Source organism: Synechococcus sp. BS55D (genome assembly GCF_004332415.1).
In the GTDB taxonomy this organism is placed as follows: Bacteria; Cyanobacteriota; Cyanobacteriia; order PCC-6307; family Cyanobiaceae; genus Synechococcus_C.
The window spans coordinates 323,097-346,671 of record NZ_PHQT01000003.1; the positions used below are offsets into that span (position 1 = coordinate 323,097).

Below are 23,575 nucleotides of genomic sequence, written 5' to 3' on the forward strand. Positions count from 1 at the left end.
GTTAGGGGGCTGTGGGGTGAAGCAGCTGGTGGCGCTGAAGGGGTCTGGAAAAGAGCTCTGCCAGCTCTCCGGCCTGGTCGATGCCGTGGATGGGGCTGAAGACCAGTTCGATCGACCATTTGGTGGCGATGCCTTCGGCTTCCAAGGGGTTGGCCAGACCCATGCCGCAGACGACGAGATCGGGTCGGTTGTCTCGCACCCGATCCAGTTGTTGTTCCACGTGCTGTCCCTCCATCACCCGAGTGCCGTCGGGCAGCAGGTCCAGCTCCGCCTGCATCAGCTCCCGATTCAGATAGGGCGTGCCCACCTCCACCAGCTCCATGCCGCATTCCCTGTGCAGAAAGCGAGCTAAGGGGATCTCCAGCTGGGATTCGGGCAAGAGGAAGATTCTCTGTCCTGCCAATCTGCGCCGGTGGGGCTCCAGGGCTTGCTTGGCTCTTTGCATCAAGGGATCAAGGATGTCGCTCACGGTTGTTGGATCGACGCCCCAGGCCTGAGCGGCCGCTTCCATCCAGAGACGACTTCCCTCCGCACCTAAGGGGTAAGGAGCCGCGAGGATGGTTGCTCCCCGATCACGGAGCCGGCGCGCGGTATCGCCAAGAAATGGTTGGCAGAGCAGGACGCATGTGCCCTCGCCCACGGGAGGTAGCTCGGTGGACTGCCTGGGGGGGAGGCTGCGCACCGTCGCGATTCCCATGCGCTGAAACAGTGTGATCAAGCGATCTTCCACTGCATTGGCGAGTGTCCCCACCAGCAGCAATTGCTTCTCATCACTGGTCGGAAGCATTGGTACCAGGGCTGCGAGGGCGCCGTCCTCTCCCTGGGTGAAGGTCGTCTCGATGCCGCTCCCGGAGTAGTTCACCACTTGCACCCGACCGCTGAGTTCCTCGTTGAGTCGTTCCGCGGCCCTGGCCAGATCGAGTTTGATCACTTCGCTGGGGCAAGATCCCACAAGAAACAGGGTGCGGATTTCGGGGCGGCGTTGCAGAAGCTCTCTGGCAACTCGATCCAGCTCCTCTTGGGCATCGGCCAGGCCGGCCAGATCTCGCTCGCTCAGAATGGCGGTGCCGAAGCGCGGTTCCGCGAAGATCATCACGCCGGCAGCGCTTTGAATCAGGTGGGCACAGGTGCGTGAACCCACAACGAGAAAAAAAGCATCCGGCATGCGTCGATGCAGCCAGACGATGGAGGTGAGACCGCAGAACACCTCACGGGGCCCCGACTCCTTCAATAGGTTGGCGCTCATTCCGCCCAGGGCAAAGGTGGATTCCTTCAGGGTGGCGCCGGAACTGCCTGGAGCCTCCGGGCACAGGAACTCTTTGGGATCAGAGCGGGTTCGATCGGTTGTTTGTGCCTACTGTTCGATCTCAATCCATTGCGTCTTTCCATGTCTCCCCTGCGCGTCATGCCCGCGGTTCTCGCTTTGACTGTGGCGTTGGCTGCCTGTCAATCTCCGGCAAAAAAGGCGGTGAAGGATGAAGTGAAAGTGGCCCAAGGTGTCGAGGCCGTTTGCGCGGCACGTCTCGACGTGGATGCGGCTGTGGCAAGCGTGAATTCCCTGACCGCTCAGTCGACCATCGGTGATGCCGAGAAGGCCGGTGAGTCCCTCAAGTCAGCTCTTAGCAAGCTTGAAGGGGCGGAGGAACAGCTCAATAAGGCTGAGGTCAAGGAGTACCGCGATCAGGTGCAGCTCTTCCAGAAGGCGGTTCAATCTGTCACTACAGACAAAAACCTGACCCTCGAACAGGCTGCTGAGCAGCTCAAGGGCAAGGCTGCTCCAGTGGTCGCGGCCCGCGAACAGCTGGCTGCGACCACGGTGTGTGTCGAGATCGAGGAGGCGCCTGCCGCTCAAGACAAAGCCAAGCCCTGATCTCAGAGACGGCGGCGGAAACGATCATCGTTGAAGCCGCCCGACTTGCTGTCGCTGCTCTCGATTCGGGTCAATCGCCAGACGTTGCGGCTGACCCGACGGGCACGGAGGCCGCCTCGTTCCACTGTTTCAGACCCGGGTCTGGCGCCGAGCAGCAGGCTCACCTCTGCTGTTGAAAGGGGCGCACCTGTTTCCACAGCGAGGGCTGTGAGTTCAAGGCGCTGGCGCAGCTGGCGAATTGAATCGGCCGTTTCGTCAGCCGGGGCGTCCAGCCAGGGAAGGTCCACTTGCCCTTCATGGGCCAAGCGCTGCATCAGGGTGTAGCTCACCAGGCCGAGAGCCTGTTCGGCATTGAGCTCCGGGGTCGCCATGGTTCGAAACAACGGATGGCCGGACGGTATCGGTTGCCTGTCGGTGTGCAAGCGCTAGCAGATCCTTTATTCATGACCTTCCGGTAAGATCCCGGCCATGACTCGTTTCGCCGGCTTCGATCCCCGGGAGCGGCGGCGTGGAGGCAGCGCTCTCGTCACCGGCACGGAGGTTCACCCCTCCGCTGGAGGACCGAGCTGTGTGGTGACCACCGATAGCGAATCCCCCCGTCTGAATCGACAGAACAGTCATGTGCAGTCGATTGAACTGCGGACCCATGTCTTTATCGATTCCCTCCAGCCCCAGTTGGCGGCTTACATGGGTTCGGTCAGTCAGGGGTTTCTTCCGATTCCTGGCGATGCCTGCCTGTGGATGGAGGTGTCCCCTGGCATGGCCGTGCATCGGGTCACCGACATAGCCCTGAAGGCCAGCAACGTGCGCCTCGGTCAGATGGTCGTGGAGCGTGCCTTCGGTTCGATGGCGCTCTATCACCGCGACCAGAGCACCGTGCTCCATTCCGGTGATGTGGTCCTCGAGGCCATTGGTAGCTCGATCGAGCAGCGCAGTCCGGCTGATGTCAGCTGGACGGAGGTGATCCGTGCGATCACTCCCGACCATGCAGTGCTGATCAACCGCCAGAACCGCCGGGGCTCGATGATCGAGGCCGGGATGAGCATGTTCATTCTTGAGACCGAACCCGCCGGCTACGTTTTGATTGCTGCCAATGAGGCGGAGAAAGCCTCCAACATCACACTTGTGGATGTGAAAGCTGTCGGTGCGTTCGGGCGTCTCACTCTGGCCGGACGTGAGGGCGATGTGGAGGAGGCCGCTGCTGCAGCGATGCGGGCGATCGAACTCATTAACCGCCGCTCGTCACTGCGTTGACGATCACCGGTTGAGTCCGAGACGTTCTCGCAGGCGTGGTGCCAGCGCTCTTGCTGCCTTCCCTCGGCTACCAAGGCGAGCCAGCTGGGATGGATTCAGTTCGCCGTAGCTGCAGTTGGCCTCGCGCACCCAGAACAGCGATTCAATGCCGCCGCCGCTGAAGGCCGGTGCTTTGAGGAGTTCCCCCCAGCAGACTCCCTCCGCTTCTTCCAGGCACTGCCCCTCTGGTGAACAGAGGACCATCGCACTACGAAAGCAGGCGCTGCGGTAAGGGTCGCCTTCCAGAGCTTCAAGCAACCTTTGGATCTTTTCGGAATCGGTTGGTGCCAGCCGTGCAGTGAAAAGACCCGGGGCTCCTCCAAGAGCATCCACCTCCAAGCCGGAATCGTCTGCCAGCGACCAGCAACCGGTACGGCGGGCTGCCGCAACTGCTTTCAGACGGGCGTTTTCAAGGTAGGTCTCTCCAGTTTCTTCCACTTCAAGATCGTCAGGTTGACGCCTCGCCTCTAGAGCGAGAGGGCCAAGCATCGAGACAATCTCAGCAACCTTGTTGGGGTTGCCACTGGCAATGGTCAAAACAGGACGAACCAATCCTGAAAAGGTCGGAAGGCATCCATTGTGTGGCTTAGCGGTATGAGTCTCTCCACGTCGCGAGGTTGGAGCCAGAACGGGTTGAACATTCCACCCCGCAGGCGCGGGGCACTGTCTCCAAATGTGAAGCTAGGTGTGGCGCGCGCTTTTGCCATCGGCCTATCCGGGGGTGCTCACATGAACCCCAACAGCGTCATCGAACAGTTGGAGCCTTGGTGATTAGCCCTGCTTATAGCGTTCACTATGGACTGTGATGCTCAAAACGCCTCCTATCGCTTGACGTTTGGTGCTTCGGCAGAGCAATGTCAGCGGCGAACATTCCACCCCTTTCCCGGTAGGCAATGGCTAACGAAACCATGGGCATCGCTCTCGGCATGATCGAGACCCGCGGCCTGGTCCCCGCGATCGAAGCTGCTGACGCCATGACCAAGGCTGCCGAAGTGCGCCTGATCGGTCGTGAGTTCGTCGGCGGCGGCTACGTCACCGTTCTGGTGCGTGGCGAAACCGGCGCTGTGAACGCCGCTGTTCGCGCTGGTGCTGATGCTTGCGAGCGCGTCGGCGACGGCCTCGTTGCTGCTCACATCATTGCCCGCCCCCACCGCGAAGTGGAGCCTGCTCTGGGCAACGGCAACTTCCTGGGTCAGAAGGACTGAGATCTGCCGCTGAGTTTTTGACGAACTCGCGCCTCTCAAATCCCTTTACCGACCTAACGGAGTTTTCCCATGAGCAAGAAGTACGACGCTGGGGTCAAGGAGTACAGAGACACTTACTGGACTCCTGATTACGTTCCCCTCGACACCGACCTGCTGGCCTGCTTCAAGTGCACCGGCCAAGAAGGTGTGCCCAAGGAAGAAGTTGCCGCTGCTGTGGCTGCTGAATCCTCAACCGGCACCTGGTCCACTGTGTGGTCCGAGCTCCTCACCGACCTCGACTTCTACAAAGGCCGTTGCTATCGCATCGAAGACGTCCCTGGCGACAAGGAGTCGTTCTACGCGTTCATTGCCTACCCCCTCGATCTGTTCGAAGAGGGTTCCATCACCAACGTGCTGACCTCCTTGGTCGGCAACGTGTTCGGCTTCAAAGCCCTGCGTCACCTCCGTCTGGAAGACATCCGCTTCCCGATTGCCTTCATCAAGAGCTGCTACGGCCCGCCGAACGGCATTCAGGTCGAGCGCGATCGGATGAACAAGTACGGCCGTCCTCTGTTGGGCTGCACCATCAAGCCGAAGCTCGGCCTGAGCGGTAAGAACTACGGTCGCGTGGTCTATGAGTGCCTGCGTGGCGGTCTGGACTTCACCAAGGACGACGAGAACATCAATTCCCAGCCTTTCCAGCGCTGGCAGAACCGCTTCGAATTCGTTGCGGAAGCCATCAAGCTGGCTGAGCAGGAAACCGGTGAGCGTAAGGGTCACTACCTCAACGTGACCGCCAACACTCCCGAGGAGATGTATGAGCGCGCTGAGTTCGCTAAGGAACTCAAGATGCCGATCATCATGCACGACTTCATCACCGGTGGCTTCACGGCCAATACCGGTCTCTCGAAGTGGTGCCGTAAGAACGGCATGCTGCTCCACATCCACCGCGCCATGCACGCGGTGATCGACCGTCATCCCAAGCACGGCATCCACTTCCGCGTTCTCGCCAAGTGTCTGCGTCTGTCCGGTGGTGACCAGCTCCACACCGGCACCGTGGTCGGCAAGCTGGAAGGTGATCGTCAGACCACCCTCGGCTACATCGACCAGCTGCGTGAGTCCTTCGTTCCCGAAGATCGCAGCCGCGGCAACTTCTTCGATCAGGACTGGGGGTCCATGCCTGGCGTGTTCGCCGTCGCCTCCGGCGGTATCCACGTGTGGCACATGCCCGCCCTGGTCACCATCTTCGGTGACGACTCCGTTCTGCAGTTCGGTGGTGGTACCCATGGTCACCCCTGGGGTTCCGCTGCAGGTGCTGCTGCCAACCGTGTGGCCCTCGAGGCCTGCGTCAAGGCACGCAATGCCGGCCGTCATCTCGAGAAGGAGAGCCGCGACATCCTCACGGAAGCCGCGAAGCACAGCCCCGAGCTGGCCATCGCTCTCGAGACCTGGAAGGAGATCAAGTTCGAGTTCGATACCGTCGACAAGCTCGACGTTCAGAACTGATCGGCAGGGAGAGCACCTCAATCGGTGTTCTCCCACCGTTCTTCGTCATGACTCCGGCCGGATAACAACAGATCCGGTCCAACCAATTCCGTAACCCAGGATCCCCATGCCTTTCCAGAGCACCGTGGGTGACTACCAAACAGTCGCCACCCTGGAGACCTTCGGCTTTCTTCCGCCGATGACCCAGGACGAGATCTACGACCAGATCGCCTACATCATTGCCCAGGGTTGGAGCCCGCTCGTCGAGCATGTCCATCCCAGCAACTCCATGGCCACGTATTGGTCCTATTGGAAGCTGCCCTTCTTCGGTGAGAAGGACCTCAATGTTGTGGTCAGCGAGCTCGAGGCTTGCCATCGCGCTTATCCCGACCACCACGTGCGCATCGTTGGTTACGACGCCTACACCCAAAGCCAGGGTGCTTGCTTCGTGGTCTTCGAAGGTCGCTGATCCTCGATCCAGCTGATCTTCGATCCAATGGTTCCGAGCCCTGACCTTCATCAGGGCTCAACTCTTTTCCGGGAGGGCTCCACCCTTCCATTCACGACGACAACCTCGGGCGGACATGGCAAGACTTTCCAGTCGCGAACTCGCACTTGAGCGCCGTAAAGCGCTGACCACCGCCGGGAAGAAGGCATCGGTTGCCGCAGGCGGTAAAGCGAATCGTGTGCGCACGGCTTCGGATGCACGTCCGACCCGCACTGATGTTGCTGCTGAGATCACAGCCAACACGCCTGTTTCTTCGCAATCTGCAGTCGCTTCTCTTTCTGCCCCTGTTGCCGTGACCCCGCAGCGCGCTTCAGTCGCCCGCTTCTCCCAGGTGAAGCCCCAGAGCAATCCCAGTCGTGAGCTGGTGCTTGCCCGTCGTGAAGCACTCTCCCGTCGAGGCAAAACCGCTGATACCAGTCGCGACCGCAATCGCACCGATGTGGCTCGGCAAACGGTTGTCGCTCCTGCATCTGAACCTGCCAAGAAAGAGTGCGGATGCGGCGGACAGCGTCCAGCTGAAAAAGGATTGTCGACTCGTCCTGCGGTCTCCGTTGAGCTGAGCAATCGCTCCGGCGACCGTCGCGCCGCTGCTGAGCGACGTAGTGCGTCACCCAAGCGGCGATCTATTGAAAATCCCAGCCGCGCTTTGGTGCTGGCTCGCCGTGATGCCATGTCGAAGCACGGCAAGACCGCTGGAAAGCAGCCCACCAGCGCAGCCGCTGTTGCTCGTCAGGCCAATCCCGATCTCACCAGCCGTGAGTTGGCTCAGCAGGTGCGAGAATTGCGTGCCAAGGCCGGTGCCCGCAACAAGCAGAGTGCGGGTGTGACCCGCCCCTCTGGTCCCAATCGTCATGGTTCCAAGCAGGCAGCCGCTGAGGATGCCCATTGGAAAGTGGGTGAGTCTCAGACCACAGGTGGTCAGACCGTCACCGGTACCCAGGCCAACCGCTCGGTGAAGACCACCGGCAATGAGGCCAGCACCTGCCGCTCCATCACTGGCACTGAGTACTTGGGTGCCGAGGTGTTCCAGACCTTCTGTCAGAGCGCTCCTGCCGTCACCACCCCTGCCAAGGTTCGCGTGACCGCTACCAGCCAAGGCAATCGAGTGACCGGCAACGAAGTCGGACGCTCCGAGAAAGTGACTGGTGACGAGCCCGGCACCTGCAAATCCGTCACCGGTACTGAATACATCTCTGCGAATCAGTCCGCGGCTTATTGCGGTGGTTCCACCCCCTCCCCTCGCAAAGTCGGACACAGCCTGACCCAGCAACGACGTCCAGTGAGTGGCGTGATGGTGGGTCGTTCTTCCAGTGTCACCGGTGATGAAGCCGGAGCTGGTCGTGCCCTCACGGGAGATCAGTACCTCGGATCCGACCCCCTCCCCGAGGGCCGTCCTGCCGCCAAGGTCGGACGTTCCGCCACCCTTTCCGGCACCGGTGTGACTGGAACGATGGTGGGTCGCTCTGCACAGGTGACCGGCGATGAGTTCGGCTCGTGCCATCGCGTCACTGGTGATCAATACATCAGTGCTGAGCAAGTCAATGCCTTTTGCGGGTCTAAGGCAGAGCCTGAAGCCGCCAAGGTGGGTTTCAGCATCACCAACCGCAATCAGGTCGTCAGCGGCACCCGCACCGGTCGGTCCGACAAGGTCACTGGGGACGAGCCCGGTAGCTGCAAGGCTGTGACTGGTACTCCCTATGCAGGTCTTGAGCAGGCTGGTCAATACTGCGGTGCCCCTGCTGTTCAGGCCATTCGTGAGCGCACTCCAGTGCGCGTCGGCACTCCTTCAGCCCCGATGACCGGTCTTCAGCCCGGGGTCGGTGGCGTGATGACCGGTGATGAGCGTGGAGCCTGCGAAGCGATTACCGGAACTCCCTATCTGGGTTCTGATCAACTTGCTGCGGCCTGTGGTTCCGATGCCCCCGCCGGCACTGAAACCCATGGTGTGTCACCGGAAGGTGCCCCTTGGACACGTTTCAGTGTGATGTCCCCCGCGCGTGCCGCTCAACAGGATCGTGAGCTTCGTTCCGGGGTCACTGGCACCGCCTATGAGCAGGGGAGCCGCATCACCGGCCCTTTTGATATGGCCGGCGGAAAAGTCACGGGTACCGAGCAGTTTCGCTTCGATAACCGCGAATTCCAGAACCGGCAACAGCGACAGTTCCAGCCCACCGTGGCTGTGGTGAGTGAGCCTCCCACCAAGCCTGTCTCTCGGGTCACCGGAGAGGGTTCGTCCACCAAGGTCACCGGCGATGACTGGGACCGTGGTGAGCACGTCACGGGTACGGAAGGGGCTTCAGCCCGCCGTCGCAATCCTTCCCGTCCTGGCCCGATGAGCGCCATGTCGTCCTTCGAACGCAAGCGCAACCAGGAAACGGAGTGGCCCGTCAGCCGTGTGACCGGCTCCTCTGGCAACACCGACAAAGGATCCCTGATCACCGTCTCCGGCGGCGCTCGGGGCTGATCGAAGAATGGTTCGCTCCCAACCATCGGCACGGAGCGGGCGCCCACTGGCTCCCACGGCTCCCACGCGTCGTCAGCTGCAGTTGGCTCAGGCCCTCTCCAGCTCAACTGAGGTGGGACCCAACCAGGATCAACCCGGATCGGATCCAGTTGCCACCACCCGCAGTGCCGCCCTTGAACGGCGCAAGGCGCTCACCACTGCGGGCAAAGCGGCAGTGGTGAATGATGCTCGTTTGTCCAGTGGACGGATTCGTTCAAGTCAGGACACCCGACGACCTGTCGTTCAGCGCCCCTCCTGGATTCGCCGGGATAAATCGGCTGAACTTCAGCCTCAGGCATGCTCTCCTCCCGCTCGGTTTCAAGCGGCGACAGTGTCTCGCAGAGGTGTGTTGGCTGCCCATCCCCTCACCCAGCTCTCCGAGAACAACAGGCTCCAGGCCTATGAACTGGAGGTCAAGGGACGTTTTGATCGCATCGTTCCCGTTCTCCAGAGGGTTTCAGCCTTCCAACACGACGCTGATTTCATTACCCAGGCTCAACGCTTAGCTCGGGCCGAGCTCGGATTTGATCTACCCGATCACATCCTTGAGAAAGCATGGGTGCGTCCCCTTGACATGCGCGCCCTGTTTGCCTGGTGTGTGTTCCAGGCCCATCAATCCCTGAGCGAGCGTTTCTTTCTTGATGACCCTCTCGGCGGTGCGTCCGGGAGTCAGCGCGCTGAGCAGTTCAACACTTTCTTGCTCGACTGCGGTTTCCATCTGCTTGATGTCACTCCCTGCGCGGATGGTCGTTTAGCCCATTCCATTGCCTACGCCCTGCGCATTCCCTTCAGTGCCGTGCGGCGTCGCTCCCATGCCGGAGCCATGTTCGACGTGGAAAACACGGTCAATCGTTGGGTCAAAACCGAGCATCGCCGTTTTCGCGAACATGTTCCCAACGAGCCCCATGCCCCTACGCGTTATTTGAAAGTGGTTACGTACCACTTCAGTTCTTTAGATCCATCCCACCAAGGCTGTGCCGCCCACGGCAGCAACGACTCCCTGGCGGCCTCTGCAGGTTTGCAACGCCTCAAGGATTTCCGTGAAGCCGTTGAGAACAGCTTTTGTTGTGGCGCTTCGGTGGATCTTTTATTGATCGGTCTCGACACTGACACCGATGCGATCCGGGTTCATGTTCCCGATCGAGATGGTGCGATCAAGCTGGATCAATGGTTGTGTGCTGCAACTCTTTATGAGAGCACCGCCTGTCTGCAGGCTGATCAGGCTCGTGAGGCGGTCATCGCTGCGGTGGAAACCCACTCCACGACGACTCCTGATCCAGGCATGGTGCGCTTCATTGCCGAGTTACTGATCAACAATTTCTCCCAACAGGATTACGTCCGTGCGCTGCACCACGGGCCCTATCCCGATGCAGGCCATGCTGAACGCTTTATCGGTGTCGGCATCGGGTTCAAGGAGGTGCATCTACGCAACCTCACGTACTTCGCCCATCTCGACACTGTTGAGGAAGGTGCTCCTGATCTCGATGTCGGCGTCAAGATCTTCAAGGGACTCAATGTTTCAAGGGATCTGCCAATCCCTGTCGTTGTCCGCTTCGATTACTCAGGCAAGGTTCCTGGTGCCAGAGAGCGGGCTGTCGCTGATTGCCATCGCGTCAACCAAGCGATCGCCGCCCGCTATACGGAGCTCGTTGACGCCGGCCTGCTCCACACCATGCTCACGGTCCGAGACCGTGACAACCTTTCCCCTGCCGAAACGGTAGGGTCCTCCCTCGATCCTGTCCGTCAGGAGGCTCACTGATCATGCTCATCGTCAAGGTCATCAAGCCACTCGTCTCAACCAATCGGATCCCCGATTTTGAGCACAAGCATCTTCAGGTCGTCCTCGATGGCAGCACCAAAAAAGTTGCTGTTGATGCCGTCGGTGCCAAGCCCGGAGACTGGGTCATCTGCGTTTCCAGCTCTGCTGCCCGTGAGGCTGCCGGTAGCAAGTCCTATCCCAGTGACCTCACCATCGTTGGGATCATTGACCACTGGGAGCCCGATCCCCCGAAACCTCCCTCCACATCATCCGCACCTGCAGCGTCCCCTGCAGCTCCCCCATCCCCACCCCAGGGGGCTGCAGGCTGATGGAAATCATGCAGGTGCGGGGAACATTGGTTTGCACCTATCGGGTCGCCGGGCTTGATCACATGCACCTACGCATTCTGGAAAACAACAAAGGCAAGAAACTGGTGGCTGTTGATCCCGTTGGTGCTCGAGAAGGGAACTGGGTTTTTACTGCCAGCGGCTCTGCGGCCCGTCATGCCTGCCCCGACAACACGGTCCTCACTGATCTCACCATCGGCGGGATCATCGATCACTGGACGCCGGATGGATAACTGATCACCCCGTCCCGCTTCGTTCCATCCACTCCCTCCTCACCATGGCTACTCCATCGCCCCGCCGTCGCTCTTCCGCTGGTTCCAGCCCGTCGTCTGCTTCCTCCGGTGCTTCTGTTTCCTCCACGTCCAGCGGAGCGGTGACCCCTGCGGCCGCGACGCCAGCGGCAAGCAGCTCCGCAGCGGCTGAGAAGACAACGCCGGCTGTTAAAAACACACCGGCTGCTAAGGCAACTGTCGATGTGACCGCCGTTGCAGCAGCCACAAGCACACGCCGCAGTGCTAGTTCCAGCACCACAAGCAGCCGTCGCAGCACAAGTGCGAGCCGATCGGGTACGAGTCGCTCGACCAGCACACGATCCAGCAGCGCTTCCGGTGGTGCCGCTCGCCGTGCCTCCTCCAGTGTCTCTGCGGCTGCAACGCCTGCACCGATCAAGGGCATTGCCCTCGGCATGATCGAAACCCGTGGGATGGTGCCTGCAATTGAAGCGGCCGATGCGATGACCAAAGCTGCCGAGGTGCAGCTGATCAGTCGCGAGTACGTCGGCGGTGGCTACGTGACCGTCATGGTGCGCGGTGAGACCGGTGCGGTGAACGCCGCTGTTCGTGCAGGTGCTGATGCCTGTGAGCGAGTAGGCGATGGCCTGGTTGCTGCGCATATCATTGCGCGTCCCCACCAGGAGGTTGAGCCTGCCTTGGTGGCGACTGGCGCCCGTCGCCGCCTCTGAGTGGAATGGCGTTCCCTGACTCCCAATTCCGCTTAGATTCTCCGGCCAACGCGCCTTTGGCCGGAAACGTCTGAGTTCTTTTTTTGAGTACGTTTTCCACCCTGACCCTTGAGTCCGCTTGGCTGATCCCTCTCTATGGATTGGCCGGAACCCTCGTGGCCCTTCCATGGGCCGCTGGCTGGTTTCGCAGGGATGCGCATCGCCCCCCCGCTTACCTCAACATCCTTCTCACCCTGATTGCCTTTGTGCATGGGAGTTTGGTGTTGCGTGAGGTGATGCTCAATGGGCCTGTTTCTCTTGAGTTTCCCTGGCTGGCTTTTGCAGACCTGCAGCTCAACATCAGCTTCAGCCTGTCGCTGACCAACCTGGCAGCTCTTGAACTGATCACTGGTCTCAGCCTTCTGGCCCAGTTCTATTCACTCGGTTATCTCGATAAGGAATGGGCCCTAGCCCGTTTCTTCGCTCTCCTCGGCTTTTTCGAGGGTGCGATGTCTGGAGTCGTGCTCAGTGACTCCCTGTTTCAGAGCTATTTCCTGCTGGAGATGCTCACCCTGTCTACCTACCTGCTGGTGGGGTTCTGGTACGCCCAGCCGCTGGTGATCACCGCTGCCAGGGATGCCTTTCTCACCAAGCGCGTCGGCGATGTCCTCCTGCTGATGGGGGTGGTGTCTCTGGCTGCCTGGTCTGGAGTCATGGGCTTTCAGGATCTTTACGCCTGGTCAGCAACTCAGCCCATGACCCCCATTGCCGCGACCCTGCTGGGTCTAGGTCTGATTGCTGGTCCGGTCGGAAAGTGCGCCCAGTTCCCCATGCACCTCTGGCTGGATGAAGCGATGGAGGGTCCGAACCCAGCTTCGATTTTGCGCAATTCCGTCGTTGTCACCTGCGGTGCCATCGTTCTCCTCAAGGTGATGCCCCTGTTGCAGCAGGCTCCCGTCACCCTGGTGGTCCTTCAGGTGATTGGAATCATCAGTGCCCTTGGCGGCTCGCTGGTCTCGATTGCCCAGGTGGATATCAAACGGAATCTCTCCTATTCCACAACGGCCTATCTGGGCCTCGTCTTTATCGCCATTGCGTTGCAGGTGCCCGTACTTGCACTCCTGCTGCTCTTTGCCCACGCCGTTTCCAAAGCTCTGCTGTCCATGAGCGTGGGTGGCGTGATCGCCGCCACCAATTGCCAGGACATCACCGAACTCGGGGGGCTCGGTTCCCGTATGCCGGCAACCTCCGGATCCTTTCTGATTGGTTCGCTGGGTCTTGTTGGTTGTCTCCCGTTTGGGGGCTTCCTCTGCCTGGCCCAGTCCGTGGAGTTGATTGGCGCTCGTGAACCTGTCCTGGTTGTCGTGTTCCTCGTGACCAATGCGCTGACGGCCCTCAACCTCACCCGCGTCTACCGCCACGTGTTCCTGGGCCAGTCCCTGGCCAAGACCAGGAGAGCCGCGGAGATCAATTGGCAAATGGCCCTGCCGATGGTGGCGCTGTCTGTGATCGTTCTGATTACCCCGTTGTTGCTGATTCGCCTGGAGTCTCTGGATGGGCTGCTCGCTTTCCCCGTCTGGGCGGCCGCGCTTGTGGTTGGCAGTGGCCTGGTGGGACTTCTCATCGGAGCCTTGATCCCCCTGAATAAAGCCTGGTCCCGTTCCCTGAATCCCATTCTTCGCTGGTTCCAGGATCTCCTCGCTTTTGATTTCTATACCGAGCGCTTCTACCGCCTCACGATCGTGAATGTGGTAGCTGCCTTTTCAAAACTGGCTGATCGCTTTGATCGCACGGTGGTCGATGGTGTGCTCCATTTCCTGGCTCGTTTCTCCCTCCAAAGCGCCGATGGTCTCAAATTGAGCATCAGCGGTCAGAGCCAGAGCTACGTGCTCACGGTGGTGGCGGCGATTGTGCTGCTGCTGTTCAGCCTCAGCTGGCTTCTGAACTGAGGTGAACTCCATGCTCTTGACCGTTCTTCTGCTGATCCCCTTTGGCGGGGCCCTCCTGATCTCTTGCCTGCCTGCCGGTACCAATTCCGGTGGCATCAGGCGCGTGTCTCTGATTGTGTTGGCGATTCAGTGCCTGGCAGGGCTTCCGCTGCTCTGGGCCTTCGATTCCTCTCAGCAAGGTTTTCAGCTTGTTGAACGTATGCCATGGCTGCCCAGTCTTGGGCTCGACTACTCCCTCGCCGTCGATGGCCTTTCACTGCCGTTAGTGCTGATGAACGGAGTGCTCTGCCTGGTGGCAGCGTTTGCGTCCCGCAGCATTGAGAATCGGCCGCGCATCTACTTCTCTCTCCTGCTGATCATCAGCGGTGCGGTGAATGGTGCCTTCCTGGCTCAGAACCTGTTGCTCTTCTTCCTGTTCTACGAATTGGAGCTCATCCCCCTCTGGCTGCTGATTGCGGTCTGGGGTGGCGCCAATCGCGCCTATGCCTCCACGAAATTTCTGATCGTCACCGCCGTTTCAGGGATTTTGATTCTGGCGGCATTCCTGGGAATGGCTGTCTTGACCGGCAGCGTTGATTTCGGCCTCCATCCTGTACTCAGCTCCCAGATGGGGATTGTTAGCCAGTTGGTGCTGATGGGGGCTCTGCTGATCGGCTTCGGAATCAAGATTCCCCTTTTTCCTTTCCATACTTGGCTGCCGGATGCTCACACCGAAGCCTCGACGCCGGTGTCCGTGCTTCTGGCAGGGGTCCTGCTCAAGCTGGGCACCTATGGTCTGCTGCGTTTCTGTCTTGGTCTCTTCCCTGAGGCCTGGGCTGTCGCCGCTCCCTGGCTAGCCACCTGGGCGGCGGTGTCTGTGCTCTATGGATCCTTGGCCGCAATCGCCCAGACCGATATGAAGCGAATGGTGGCCTACAGCTCCGTGGGGCATATGGGCTATGTGCTGCTGGCGGCGGCAGCAGCCACCCCTGTGGCCCTGGAGGGCGCCCTTTTCCAGATGGTCAGCCATGGTTTGATCTCGGCGATTCTTTTCCTGGTCGTGGGTGTGGTTTATTCGCGTACTGGCACCAGGGATCTGAATGTGTTGCGGGGCCTTCTCAACCCTCAGCGTGGCCTTCCATTGAGTGGCTCTTTGATGATCATCGGCGTCATGGCTAGTGCCGGTATTCCGGGGATGGCCGGCTTCATTGCCGAATTCCTGATCTTCCGAGGCAGCCTTGAGAGCTTCACCACAGCCACCCTGCTCAGCATGGTGGGCTCGGGGCTCACAGCGGTCTACTTCCTGCTGCTTGTCAATCGTGCCTTTTTTGGACGCTTGGCAATCACCGCCGGTGACGATGCCAACCCCCGGGTGCTTGAACCGGTTCCTTTTCAGGATCAAATGCCGGCCATCCTTCTCAGTTTTGGGGTCCTGATTCTCGGTTTGGCCCCTGATCTTCTGGTCGGTCTGAGCGAGGCGGCGACGACCAGCCTCAGTCAGCTCGCTCTCACCACCCTGCCCGGAGGCCTCTCCTGATGCCCCACACCACGCCCCCGCTGCCCGATCACGAGGAGCTGGTCTCTCGCCTGCTGGCGGACGTGCCCTTGCTCGCTGACACTCCTGACCATCTTCTCCAGGTTGTGAATGTGCTCGAGAGTTACGGCCTCGTGCTGGATGCTTACAGCCGCAACCTGGTGTATCAGGGGCAGACCCAGCTGCTCAATCCCTTCCCGACCCTTCGTTTTTTCCACGAGGGTTTCAGCCTCCAGCGCCTCTGGAGCCATTGGATCGGTGATCGGATCAACTTCGAATACGCCGAGTACTGCCAGAAGGCGATGTTTTGGCATGGCACCGGAGGGCTGGATGCCTACCTCGACAGTGATCCCTTCCAGACGGTTTGTGATCGGATCATCCGCCTCAAAGCCCGTCGCGATCCGCTGTTGGCGCTGGTGAATGCACTGTTTCCGGGTTTCGCACCCGAGGCGATTCGCTCACTCACCACCATTTATGCCCTTGGGCTGTTCTGGCGTGTGATGAGCGATGTGTTTGTTGACCTTGCCCGTCGCTATCGCATCGGTGAGGTGGCCTGCGTCAACGATGTGGTTCATCACATCCGTGATGGTCTGGTGGCTGCCGCCGCCAATCCGATCACCTACGAGGTGCAGGTCGGTGGTGAGACCATCTGGATCCTCCCGCCTGAAGCTGGCCTCACCTTCCTGGTTGATGTGGCTGTCCCTTATGTGGAGGCGGTGTTCTTCCGCGGGATGCCTTTCCTGGGAACCGTGTCGTACAACGCCCAGGCTCAGCAGATCTCTCCGGATCAAAGCAGCTTCCGCTACGGAGCGCTCTATGCCGACCCGCTTCCAAGCATGGGGGCGGGGATCCCTCCGAGCCTTTGCATGCAAGACATGTATCGCCACCTTCCCGATGAGCTCAGTCGCTGGTACGACAGCCATGGCCGAGGGCAGGCCGATGTTCATGTGCAGATCTGCATCAGCTTCCAGAAGTCGATGTTCTGTGTCACCAACGCGGCGATTGCTGGCACCATGCCCCATCCTCTCAATGTCGAGGATCCCGAGGCACAGGCGGCCAACCATTCCTATGCATCTGCCTGGGCTGAGCGATTGATGGGGACTCGCCGGGATGCTCTGCTCTAAGTTCAGCGAAGCGTGTGCGTGTCGTTGTGCAGGATCAATCAGGGCAGCATCAATCAGGGCAGCATCAGTGGGAAGAGCGCAATCGTCCGGTCCGGCTTGAGCGCCGAGTTGAATTCGAGACCTACGGCGCCACCCGTGATTTTTTAGATCGTCTTGGCGCTTTCAGTGAAGAACAGCAACGCTTTCCGGATATCAGTTTTGGCCGTACTTACGTGAATCTCACCTTGCGGCCTCTCGATCTCGAGGAGGGAGCTCCTTTGCAGGCTGAGGATCATGCCTTTGCGGCAGCGGTCGATGGACTCATCGATTGACCTTGCGGCCAGCTTCGCCGATTCAGGCGTTGCTGAGGTGTTAGAGCAGCTTGATCGCGATCTTGTTGGCTTGCGTCCTGTGAAGACGCGCATTCGTGAGATTGCTGCATTGCTTTTGGTGGATCGTGCTCGGGAGACCCTGGATCTGCCCAGCTCTGCACCCTCCCTGCACATGTCCTTCACGGGTCGTCCGGGGACTGGGAAAACGACAGTTGCGATCCGGATCTCCCAAATCCTTCATCGTCTCGGCTATTTGCGCAAAGGCCATGTGGTCACTGTGACCCGTGATGATCTTGTTGGTCAATATGTAGGTCACACCGCACCTAAAACCCGTGAAATGATCAAGCGCGCCCAGGGCGGTGTTCTGTTTATTGATGAGGCTTACTATCTTTATAAGCCAGGTAATGAGAGGGATTATGGGGCTGAAGCGATCGAAATTCTTCTTCAGGATATGGAGAAGCAGCGCTCAGAGTTTGTTGTGATTTTTGCCGGTTATAAAGACCGCATGCAGGAGTTCTATCAGTCTAACCCCGGTCTCTCCTCCCGAGTCGCTCATCACATTGATTTCCCCGACTACAGCGATTCGGAGCTGATGGAGATTGCCCTTCTATTGCTGCATCAGCAGAACTACTGCTTCACTGATTCGGCTCAGAAAGCCTTTGCCGACTACATCTCACGCCGACGGCTTCTGCCCTTCTTTGCTAACGCACGCTCAATCCGCAACGCTCTTGATCGTCTGCGACTCCGGCAGGCCAATCGGCTGTTTTCAAGAATGGCCGAACCGCTCAATCGTGAGGATCTGATTACGATTGAAGCCAGCGATGTATTGGCGAGCAGGGTGTTTCAGGGGGAAGTTGAAGGAGAGGATCCTGCCCGTCCGCTCACCCCCGGCCCCTGAGTTGTCGGCCTCAGTGCTTCGGTTGCTCAAGATCGCGGCGGATCAGGGCCAGTAAGTAAGACGGTGCCTTGTAGCGGGTGGGAAGGCAGCGGTTGAGGGTTTCCAGATGGCCCCAGCAAACGGTTTTCTGGATGTCTTGGGTGCTGCGACCTTCCTTCAGAAGTCTGCGTAACGCCTTGCAATAGAGGGGATAGCCCGCCTCCAGTTCTCCGATGGTCAGCTTGGCCTGGGCCATGGGATCGCGCAGCGCAACCCTCAACCTATGAAACCGCCGGTCCCGCCCCTGCCAGGGCCCTCACCAGCGGTGGGGTCTCTCTCACCCCATCCAGGCCACGCAATCGATTTCCACCCGGGCACCCTTGGGAAGTGCTGCCACCTGCACGCAGGCCCTGGCTGGACTGACTCCGGCACCGAAGACCTCCGCGTAGAGGGCATTCACTTTTTGGAAATCGTTCAGATCCACAAGGAACACCGTGGTCCGCACCACCCGGGAGGCATCGGCTCCTGCGGCCTTGAGGACTGCAAGCAGGTTGCTGAGCACCTGGCGGGTTTCCGCCTCCACATCGCCCGCTCCCACCATGGCACCTGTGGCCGGATCGAGGGGGATCTGGCCGGAGCAGTAGAGCCATCCCCCCGCAAGGACAGCCTGGTTGTAGGGACCGACTGGAGCCGGTGCGGCGTCCGTGGTGATCGCCTCAGGATTGATGGGGGAGGTCATGGTGGAGTCGCACAATGGACAGGCATCATCACCCTCGAGGGTTATGGCGGGTCGCGAATCAGAGGTCGCGCCGGTTGCGGTGTCGGGCCTCTGGCACCGCTACCCGGGGCGAGAGCGGGACTGGACGCTTCAGGGGATTGATCTGCACCTGCAGCCAGGAGAGCTCGTGGGATTGCTGGGTCCGTCCGGCTGTGGCAAGACCACGCTGCTGCGCCTGATTGCCGGTTTCGAGCAGCCCTCTCGTGGTGAGGTGCACCTGCAGGGTGAGCTGGCGGCAGATGGCCAACGCTCACTGCCCCCCGAGCGTCGCGGGGTGGGCATGGTGTTTCAGGACTACGCCCTGTTCCCCCATCTCAATGCTTGGGAGAACACCTGCTTTGGACTGCGCCGGGGACAGGACACCAGTCGGGCTTCGTGGTTGCTTGAGTTGCTTGGGCTGGAGCGGCTGACCGGCCGCTATCCCCATGAATTATCTGGAGGCCAGCGCCAGCGCTTGGCTCTGGCGAGGGCTCTGGCCCCGGCTCCTGCGGTGGTGTTGCTGGATGAACCTTTCTCCAACCTCGATGTGGAGGTCCGGCTTCGCTTGCGCAGTGAACTGCCAGCGGTGCTCAGTCGCTGTGGCACCTCGGGCATTCTGGTCACCCATGACCCTGGCGAAGCGCTAGCGATTTGCGACCGGGTTGCCGTGATGCAGGACGGTCTGCTGCATCAATGCGCGTCTCCTCGCACTCTGGTGGAGTCGCCGGCCACCCCGTTTGTCGGTCGTTTTGTTTTGCAGGGCAATCTTCTGCCTGTACAGACCGATGGCAGCGGCCATCTGAACTGTTCGCTCGGCCGATTCCGGATGCCTTCCGGCCTGGGGGAGCGGGAACTGGCAGAGGCCTCCGTGTTGGTGGATCCCGCGGCGATCACCCTGGTCCCAGATCCCACCGCTGAGGCCTGCGTCATGGGTCGAGAGTTCCTAGGTCGTGAATGGCTTTACAGGGTCGAGGCGGGAGCTCGTCAGTTGCGCCTGCGCCTGCCGCTCCAGAGCGATTACCAGCGCGGGACCCGTTGTCGACTCGCCCTGCGCCCCGGAGAAACCGTGCTGCTCTATCCGCAGCGTTTAGTCCTCGAAGCGCTCAGTCAATAACTGAGCTGCGCCCTGAGCCGGGCCCTCAGCCACGCCACTGATCCTTGTGCCGGCGCAGTGCCCCCAGCTCCTCCGCATCGTTGGCGCGCATCATCAGGTTGGTTTCCCGTTCGATTCCGATCGTGCTCGGCAGGCTGCAACTGCCCCTGGCCCTGAGGGTCCCTACCTCCTGCCAGCGCCTGTGGATTTCCGGCGCATCCGGCCGCAGGGCTGCCGCCCAGCGCAGATTCGCTTCGGTGTATTCATGGGCGCAATGGACGCCCGTCTGCTGTGGGAGCTGGCTGAAGCGTTGCAACGCCTCGTGCATCTGCGTCGCACTGCCTTCGAACAGGCGACCACACCCCCCGCTGAAGAGCGTGTCTCCGCAGAACAGGGCCGGAGGCCTCGTCCCCTGAGCCGAGAGCAGAAACGCCACATGGGCCCTGGTATGGGCCGGAACCTCCAGCACCTCCAGTTCCCCATCCAGCAGGGTGAGCCGGTCCCCCTCCTGCACCGAGACGGTTTGAAAGGGGATGCGTTCCAGGTCGGCCAGAGCGGCGATCACCGCCGCATCGGGCCAGCGGAGCAGGAGTTCGGGGGTGCCGCCGATGTGATCCGCATGGTGATGGGTCTGCAGCACGGCTTCGAGCCGGAGTTCGCGCTCCTCAAGCCAGTCGATCACCGGTGAGGCCACCGCCGGGTCGACCACGACCGCAGCATCTCCCGCCACCCAGATCCACACGATGTTGTCCTGCAGCACTGGCAGAGGGTGAATGCCGTCTTGGGGCGTGCCGGAAGGTGGCATCGTTAAAGTCCAGGTCGACGCATCACTCCATGATCACCGTCGCCCTGGCAAAGGGAGCACTGCTGAAAGATTCGGTGGCACGCTTTGCTGCAGCCGGTCTCGATTTTCAGGCGGTTCTCGACCCTGATAACCGCCAGTTGATGGTCCCTTCCGCCTGTGGTCGGGCCAGGGCTTTGCTGGTGCGCAACGGTGATGTGCCGGTCTACGTGGCCTATGGACAGGCGCAGCTGGGTGTGGTCGGTTACGACGTGCTGCGCGAGCACCAGATGCCAGTGGCCCAGTTGGTGGATCTCGGTTTCGGCGGCTGTCGGATGTCCGTAGCTGTGAAGGCCAGCAGCGGCTACCAGCGCGCGGCGGATCTTCCCCCCCACTGCCGGGTGGCGAGCAAGTTCACCCAGTGCGCCCGCACCTATTTCGACGCTCTCGATCTGCCTGTCGAACTGGTGCATCTCACTGGTTCGGTCGAGCTCGGACCAATCACCGGAATCGCCGAGGCGATTGTGGATCTGGTCGCCACCGGTCGCACCCTGCGGGACAACGGACTTGTGGCGATCGAGGATCTTTTCTTTTCCACGGCCCGTCTCGTGGGGCATCCCCTTTCACTCCGCCTGGATCGTGGAGATCTGCGCGGAATTGTTGATGCCATGCGCGCCTGCACACCCCAGCCGGCGGCCAGTTGATGGCCACATCGGACTTTCAGCGGGTCAGGCGCCTGGGGCGCTACCTCGGTCGGGACCGGCGCCGGTTGCTGCTCACTCTGGTGCTGCTGGTGCCCGTCGCTCTTGCCGGTGCGATCCAGCCGTTGCTGGTCGGCCAGGCGATTGCTGTGCTTCGGCGTGTCGGGGGTGCCTCCAGGGAGTCGGTGCTGCCCCTGCTTCAGGCCATGGAGACCCCGGCGGCGATGCGCTTACTGGTGGGCACGCTGCTGGTGTCGGTGTTGCTGCGCCTTGGTCTGCAGGGGCTGCAGTCCTTCAACATCCAGGCCGTAGGGCAGCGGCTCACGTCCCGGATTCGTGAGGATCTGTTCTCCCATGCCATGCAGCTGTCACTTCGCTTCCATGACCGGATGCCGGTCGGCAAGCTGCTCACGCGCCTCACCAGCGATGTGGATGCTCTTGCTGAAGTGTTCGGCAGCGGGGCTGTCGGTGTTCTTGGTGATTTGGTCAGCCTGCTGGTGATCGCGATCACGATGTTGCTGGTGGAGTGGCGCCTGGGCTTGCTCCTGCTGGTGGCTCAGGTCCCGGTGACGCTGATGATCCTCTGGCTGCAACGTCGCTATCGAAAGGCGAACTACCGCGTGCGTGAAGAGCTCTCCCAGCTAAACGCCGATTTCCAGGAAAACCTCCAGGGATTGGAGGTGGTGCAGATGTTCCGTCGCGAAGCGGTGAATGCAGCTCGCTTCGAACGCACCGGCCACGCGTACCGGCGGGCTGTCAACGGCACGATTTTTTACGACAGCAGCATCTCTGCCTTTATCGAGTGGGTGGCCCTCGGAGCCGTTGCCGTTGTGCTGGCCCTGGGGGGCTGGATGGTGAGCGGTGGGGCCATGGGCCTTGGAACCCTCACCACATTCATCCTCTATTCCCAGCGATTGTTTGACCCCCTGCGCCAGCTGGCTGAGCGTTTCACCCAGATCCAGGGGGGACTCACCGCTGTCGAGCGGATCGGCGAGTTGCTCGAGGAGCCTCTGGAGATCGTTGACCGCAGCAGCGAGATGAAGCCCAGGCCCGTCGGCCCCTCGCTTGTGGCCGTTCCAGCCAACAGGGGCGAGGTGGTGTTCGAGAACGTGTCGTTTGCCTATCGGCCCGATGAGCCGATTCTGCACAACCTGAGCTTCCGCATCGCCCCTGGTGAACATGTGGCCCTGGTGGGTCCAACCGGTTCTGGTAAAAGCACCGTCATCCGTCTCCTCTGTCGTCTTTATGAGCCCCAAGAGGGGCGGATCCTTCTCGACGGAGAGGACATCCGCGATCTGCCTGTGCCTGAGTTGCGTCGTCAGCTGGGGGTCGTGCTTCAGGACACGTTCCTGTTCAGCGGCAGCGTGGCGGACAATTTGCGTCTCGATGTTCCGCTCGATGATCGGCGTCTCGGCGAAATCTGCCGGGATCTCGGTCTCGCCCCTTTGCTGGAGCGTCTGCCTGAGGGGCTGGCTTCGGAGCTTCGAGAGCGTGGTGGCAACCTCTCCTCTGGAGAGCGTCAGTTGCTCGCTGTGGCGAGGGTGGCGATTCGCAATCCCACGGTGTTGGTGATGGATGAGGCGACAGCCTTCATGGATCCCTCCACGGAAGCAACGCTGCAACGGGATCTCGATCGCCTTCTGGAACGACGCACTGCCGTGGTGATTGCCCATCGCCTGGCAACGGTGGAGGCGGCGGATCGCATTCTTGTGTTGCGACGGGGGCAGTTGATCGAGCAGGGCACCCACCACGAGTTGCGGGCCCTTGGAGGCCTCTACGCCGAACTGGCTGAATTGCAGGAGCGTGGTCTGGCCAGACTTTGAAGCCATCCCCTTAGTGCCGAGGCCAGGGCCTCAGGGTGGCTTTGCATCGGCAGATGGCCGCAGTCGGGGAGGCTGACCAAGGCGTGCTGAGGGCTATAGCCAGCCAGATGACGCACATAACCGGGCTCCATCACCCGGTCCTGGCTGCCGCTGATCCAGAGGTTCTCCACCTCAAGTCTGGACACCAGCTCTGGTATGGCTCTGATCGATCCGCGGCAGGTGCTGTTCACCAGCAAGCCGAGCGCTGCCCGCCGCTCTGCCTGGAACGGTCCGAGGGAAAGGGGCAAGGCTGGGCGCATCAGGACCACCAGCCGCCCCCCCTGCCTCAGGCGCTGAAACGGCCTCGGTTGGTAGATGCCGCCTCCGGCCGCGATCAGCACCAGGGCCTTAAGGCTGTCAGGTGCCTGCTGCTGAAGATGGTCTGCCGCATGGAGAACCACGCTGGCCCCAAGCGAATGGCCCATCAACACCAGAGGTTGGCCATCTGCCCGTCGTAAGGCCTGCTCGGCGAGCCAGCGGCCATAGGCGGGAAGGGTTGGCGCCAGATCCCTGGGACGCTTCAGGTCTCCGAAACCTGGCAGGTCCGGGCACCACAAGGGGATCGATGCAGGAGCAATGCTGCCCCCCTGATCTGCATTCCCCTCCCCAGCGGCCCAGGCCTTCTGGAAGGGCTCCCAGACCCGGCTGCTCAGCAGCCAGCCATGGATGCCGATGAGAAGGGGAGCGGAGGTCATCAGACGGCGCAACGGCCTCCATG

The 23,575-nt window shown here is 60.8% G+C and carries 25 protein-coding genes; 18 read left to right on the forward strand and 7 right to left on the reverse strand.

What is annotated here, in order from left to right; translation table 11 throughout:
• Position 1: 1 nt before the first annotated feature.
• Positions 2-1,246: a ferredoxin:protochlorophyllide reductase (ATP-dependent) subunit N gene (locus CWE16_RS08690; RefSeq protein WP_131594679.1), complete on the reverse strand. Its 1,245-nt coding sequence runs from the start codon at positions 1,244-1,246 to the stop codon at positions 2-4.
• A gap of 159 nt (positions 1,247-1,405) precedes the next feature.
• Between CWE16_RS08690 and CWE16_RS08695 the strand changes: the two genes are divergently transcribed.
• On the forward strand, positions 1,406-1,870 hold the full coding sequence (locus CWE16_RS08695; protein ID WP_330848547.1) for a hypothetical protein: 465 nt from the start codon (positions 1,406-1,408) through the stop codon (positions 1,868-1,870).
• Positions 1,871-1,872: 2 nt separating this feature from the next.
• Here the strand turns inward: CWE16_RS08695 and CWE16_RS08700 are convergent, their stop codons facing one another.
• Positions 1,873-2,241: a hypothetical protein gene (locus CWE16_RS08700; RefSeq protein WP_131594683.1), complete on the reverse strand. Its 369-nt coding sequence runs from the start codon at positions 2,239-2,241 to the stop codon at positions 1,873-1,875.
• A 97-nt stretch (positions 2,242-2,338) separates the two neighbouring features.
• Between CWE16_RS08700 and CWE16_RS08705 the strand changes: the two genes are divergently transcribed.
• The gene (locus CWE16_RS08705) at positions 2,339-3,124 is read left to right on the forward strand and encodes a BMC domain-containing protein (RefSeq protein WP_131454439.1); all 786 of its coding nucleotides are present in this window, start codon (positions 2,339-2,341) and stop codon (positions 3,122-3,124) included.
• 3 nt (positions 3,125-3,127) lie between these two features.
• Here the strand turns inward: CWE16_RS08705 and CWE16_RS08710 are convergent, their stop codons facing one another.
• Positions 3,128-3,715, reverse strand: a complete 588-nt coding sequence (locus CWE16_RS08710) for a non-canonical purine NTP pyrophosphatase (protein WP_131594685.1) — start codon at positions 3,713-3,715, stop codon at positions 3,128-3,130.
• Positions 3,716-4,056: 341 nt separating this feature from the next.
• Here CWE16_RS08710 and CWE16_RS08715 point away from each other — a divergent pair, with 341 nt between their 5' ends.
• The 13 genes from CWE16_RS08715 (at position 4,057) to cbbX (ending at position 17,684) form a co-directional block, all read left to right on the forward strand.
• Complete coding sequence (locus tag CWE16_RS08715; protein ID WP_006169870.1) at positions 4,057-4,368, forward strand: BMC domain-containing protein; 312 nt, start codon at positions 4,057-4,059, stop codon at positions 4,366-4,368.
• Between the two features lie 69 nt (positions 4,369-4,437).
• Positions 4,438-5,853 carry a form I ribulose bisphosphate carboxylase large subunit gene (locus tag CWE16_RS08720; protein WP_131454437.1) on the forward strand — a complete coding sequence of 472 codons (1,416 nt, stop codon included), beginning with the start codon at positions 4,438-4,440 and terminating at the stop codon, positions 5,851-5,853.
• A 106-nt stretch (positions 5,854-5,959) separates the two neighbouring features.
• Positions 5,960-6,301 (forward strand): ribulose bisphosphate carboxylase small subunit, encoded by a 342-nt coding sequence (locus tag CWE16_RS08725; RefSeq protein WP_006043651.1) that lies wholly within the window; start codon positions 5,960-5,962, stop codon positions 6,299-6,301.
• Positions 6,302-6,416: 115 nt separating this feature from the next.
• A complete protein-coding gene (gene csoS2 / locus CWE16_RS08730) occupies positions 6,417-8,804 on the forward strand; it encodes a carboxysome assembly protein CsoS2 (RefSeq protein ID WP_131594687.1) in 2,388 nt (795 codons plus the stop codon).
• Between the two features lie 7 nt (positions 8,805-8,811).
• On the forward strand, positions 8,812-10,602 hold the full coding sequence (locus CWE16_RS08735; RefSeq protein WP_131594689.1) for a carboxysome shell carbonic anhydrase: 1,791 nt from the start codon (positions 8,812-8,814) through the stop codon (positions 10,600-10,602).
• A 2-nt stretch (positions 10,603-10,604) separates the two neighbouring features.
• Complete coding sequence (locus CWE16_RS08740) at positions 10,605-10,931, forward strand: carboxysome peptide A (protein ID WP_131594691.1); 327 nt, start codon at positions 10,605-10,607, stop codon at positions 10,929-10,931.
• A complete protein-coding gene (locus tag CWE16_RS08745; protein WP_131594693.1) occupies positions 10,931-11,182 on the forward strand; it encodes a carboxysome peptide B in 252 nt (83 codons plus the stop codon). Before CWE16_RS08740 ends, CWE16_RS08745 begins: the two co-directional genes overlap by 1 nt.
• Before the next feature lie 44 nt (positions 11,183-11,226).
• Entirely contained in the window at positions 11,227-11,910 is a 684-nt protein-coding gene (locus tag CWE16_RS12415) for a BMC domain-containing protein (protein WP_153188433.1), read from the forward strand.
• A gap of 83 nt (positions 11,911-11,993) precedes the next feature.
• Positions 11,994-13,838 carry an NAD(P)H-quinone oxidoreductase subunit F gene (locus CWE16_RS08755; protein WP_131594695.1) on the forward strand — a complete coding sequence of 615 codons (1,845 nt, stop codon included), beginning with the start codon at positions 11,994-11,996 and terminating at the stop codon, positions 13,836-13,838.
• A 10-nt stretch (positions 13,839-13,848) separates the two neighbouring features.
• The gene (locus tag CWE16_RS08760; RefSeq protein ID WP_131594697.1) at positions 13,849-15,354 is read left to right on the forward strand and encodes an NADH-quinone oxidoreductase subunit M; all 1,506 of its coding nucleotides are present in this window, start codon (positions 13,849-13,851) and stop codon (positions 15,352-15,354) included.
• Positions 15,354-16,475, forward strand: coding sequence for a CO2 hydration protein (locus tag CWE16_RS08765; protein WP_131594699.1), 1,122 nt, complete (start codon positions 15,354-15,356; stop codon positions 16,473-16,475). The genes CWE16_RS08760 and CWE16_RS08765 overlap by 1 nt, the downstream gene beginning before the upstream one ends.
• A 26-nt stretch (positions 16,476-16,501) precedes the next feature.
• Positions 16,502-16,786 carry a 4a-hydroxytetrahydrobiopterin dehydratase gene (locus CWE16_RS08770; protein WP_131454429.1) on the forward strand — a complete coding sequence of 95 codons (285 nt, stop codon included), beginning with the start codon at positions 16,502-16,504 and terminating at the stop codon, positions 16,784-16,786.
• Positions 16,770-17,684, forward strand: coding sequence for a CbbX protein (gene cbbX / locus CWE16_RS08775; protein ID WP_131594701.1), 915 nt, complete (start codon positions 16,770-16,772; stop codon positions 17,682-17,684). Before CWE16_RS08770 ends, cbbX begins: the two co-directional genes overlap by 17 nt.
• 10 nt (positions 17,685-17,694) lie before the next feature.
• On the opposite strand, the gene CWE16_RS08780 is transcribed toward cbbX, so the two are convergent.
• Both CWE16_RS08780 and CWE16_RS08785 read right to left on the reverse strand, forming a co-directional pair.
• A complete protein-coding gene (locus tag CWE16_RS08780) occupies positions 17,695-17,919 on the reverse strand; it encodes a DUF3136 domain-containing protein (protein ID WP_131454427.1) in 225 nt (74 codons plus the stop codon).
• A gap of 81 nt (positions 17,920-18,000) precedes the next feature.
• Positions 18,001-18,402 (reverse strand): Rid family detoxifying hydrolase, encoded by a 402-nt coding sequence (locus tag CWE16_RS08785; RefSeq protein WP_131454426.1) that lies wholly within the window; start codon positions 18,400-18,402, stop codon positions 18,001-18,003.
• Positions 18,403-18,445: 43 nt separating this feature from the next.
• Here CWE16_RS08785 and CWE16_RS08790 point away from each other — a divergent pair, with 43 nt between their 5' ends.
• Positions 18,446-19,534: an ABC transporter ATP-binding protein gene (locus tag CWE16_RS08790; RefSeq protein ID WP_131594703.1), complete on the forward strand. Its 1,089-nt coding sequence runs from the start codon at positions 18,446-18,448 to the stop codon at positions 19,532-19,534.
• Between the two features lie 25 nt (positions 19,535-19,559).
• On the opposite strand, the gene gloB is transcribed toward CWE16_RS08790, so the two are convergent.
• Positions 19,560-20,318 carry a hydroxyacylglutathione hydrolase gene (gene gloB / locus CWE16_RS08795; protein WP_131594705.1) on the reverse strand — a complete coding sequence of 253 codons (759 nt, stop codon included), beginning with the start codon at positions 20,316-20,318 and terminating at the stop codon, positions 19,560-19,562.
• Positions 20,319-20,347: 29 nt separating this feature from the next.
• On the opposite strand from gloB, the gene hisG reads away from it, so the two are divergent.
• Positions 20,348-20,998 carry an ATP phosphoribosyltransferase gene (gene hisG, locus CWE16_RS08800; protein ID WP_131454423.1) on the forward strand — a complete coding sequence of 217 codons (651 nt, stop codon included), beginning with the start codon at positions 20,348-20,350 and terminating at the stop codon, positions 20,996-20,998.
• Entirely contained in the window at positions 20,998-22,818 is a 1,821-nt protein-coding gene (locus CWE16_RS08805; RefSeq protein WP_131594707.1) for an ABC transporter ATP-binding protein, read from the forward strand. The genes hisG and CWE16_RS08805 overlap by 1 nt, the downstream gene beginning before the upstream one ends.
• Here CWE16_RS08805 and CWE16_RS08810 read toward each other — a convergent pair.
• Positions 22,770-23,552, reverse strand: coding sequence for an alpha/beta fold hydrolase (locus CWE16_RS08810; RefSeq protein ID WP_131594709.1), 783 nt, complete (start codon positions 23,550-23,552; stop codon positions 22,770-22,772). The genes CWE16_RS08805 and CWE16_RS08810 overlap by 49 nt on opposite strands.
• Between the last annotated feature and the right edge of the window lie 23 nt (positions 23,553-23,575).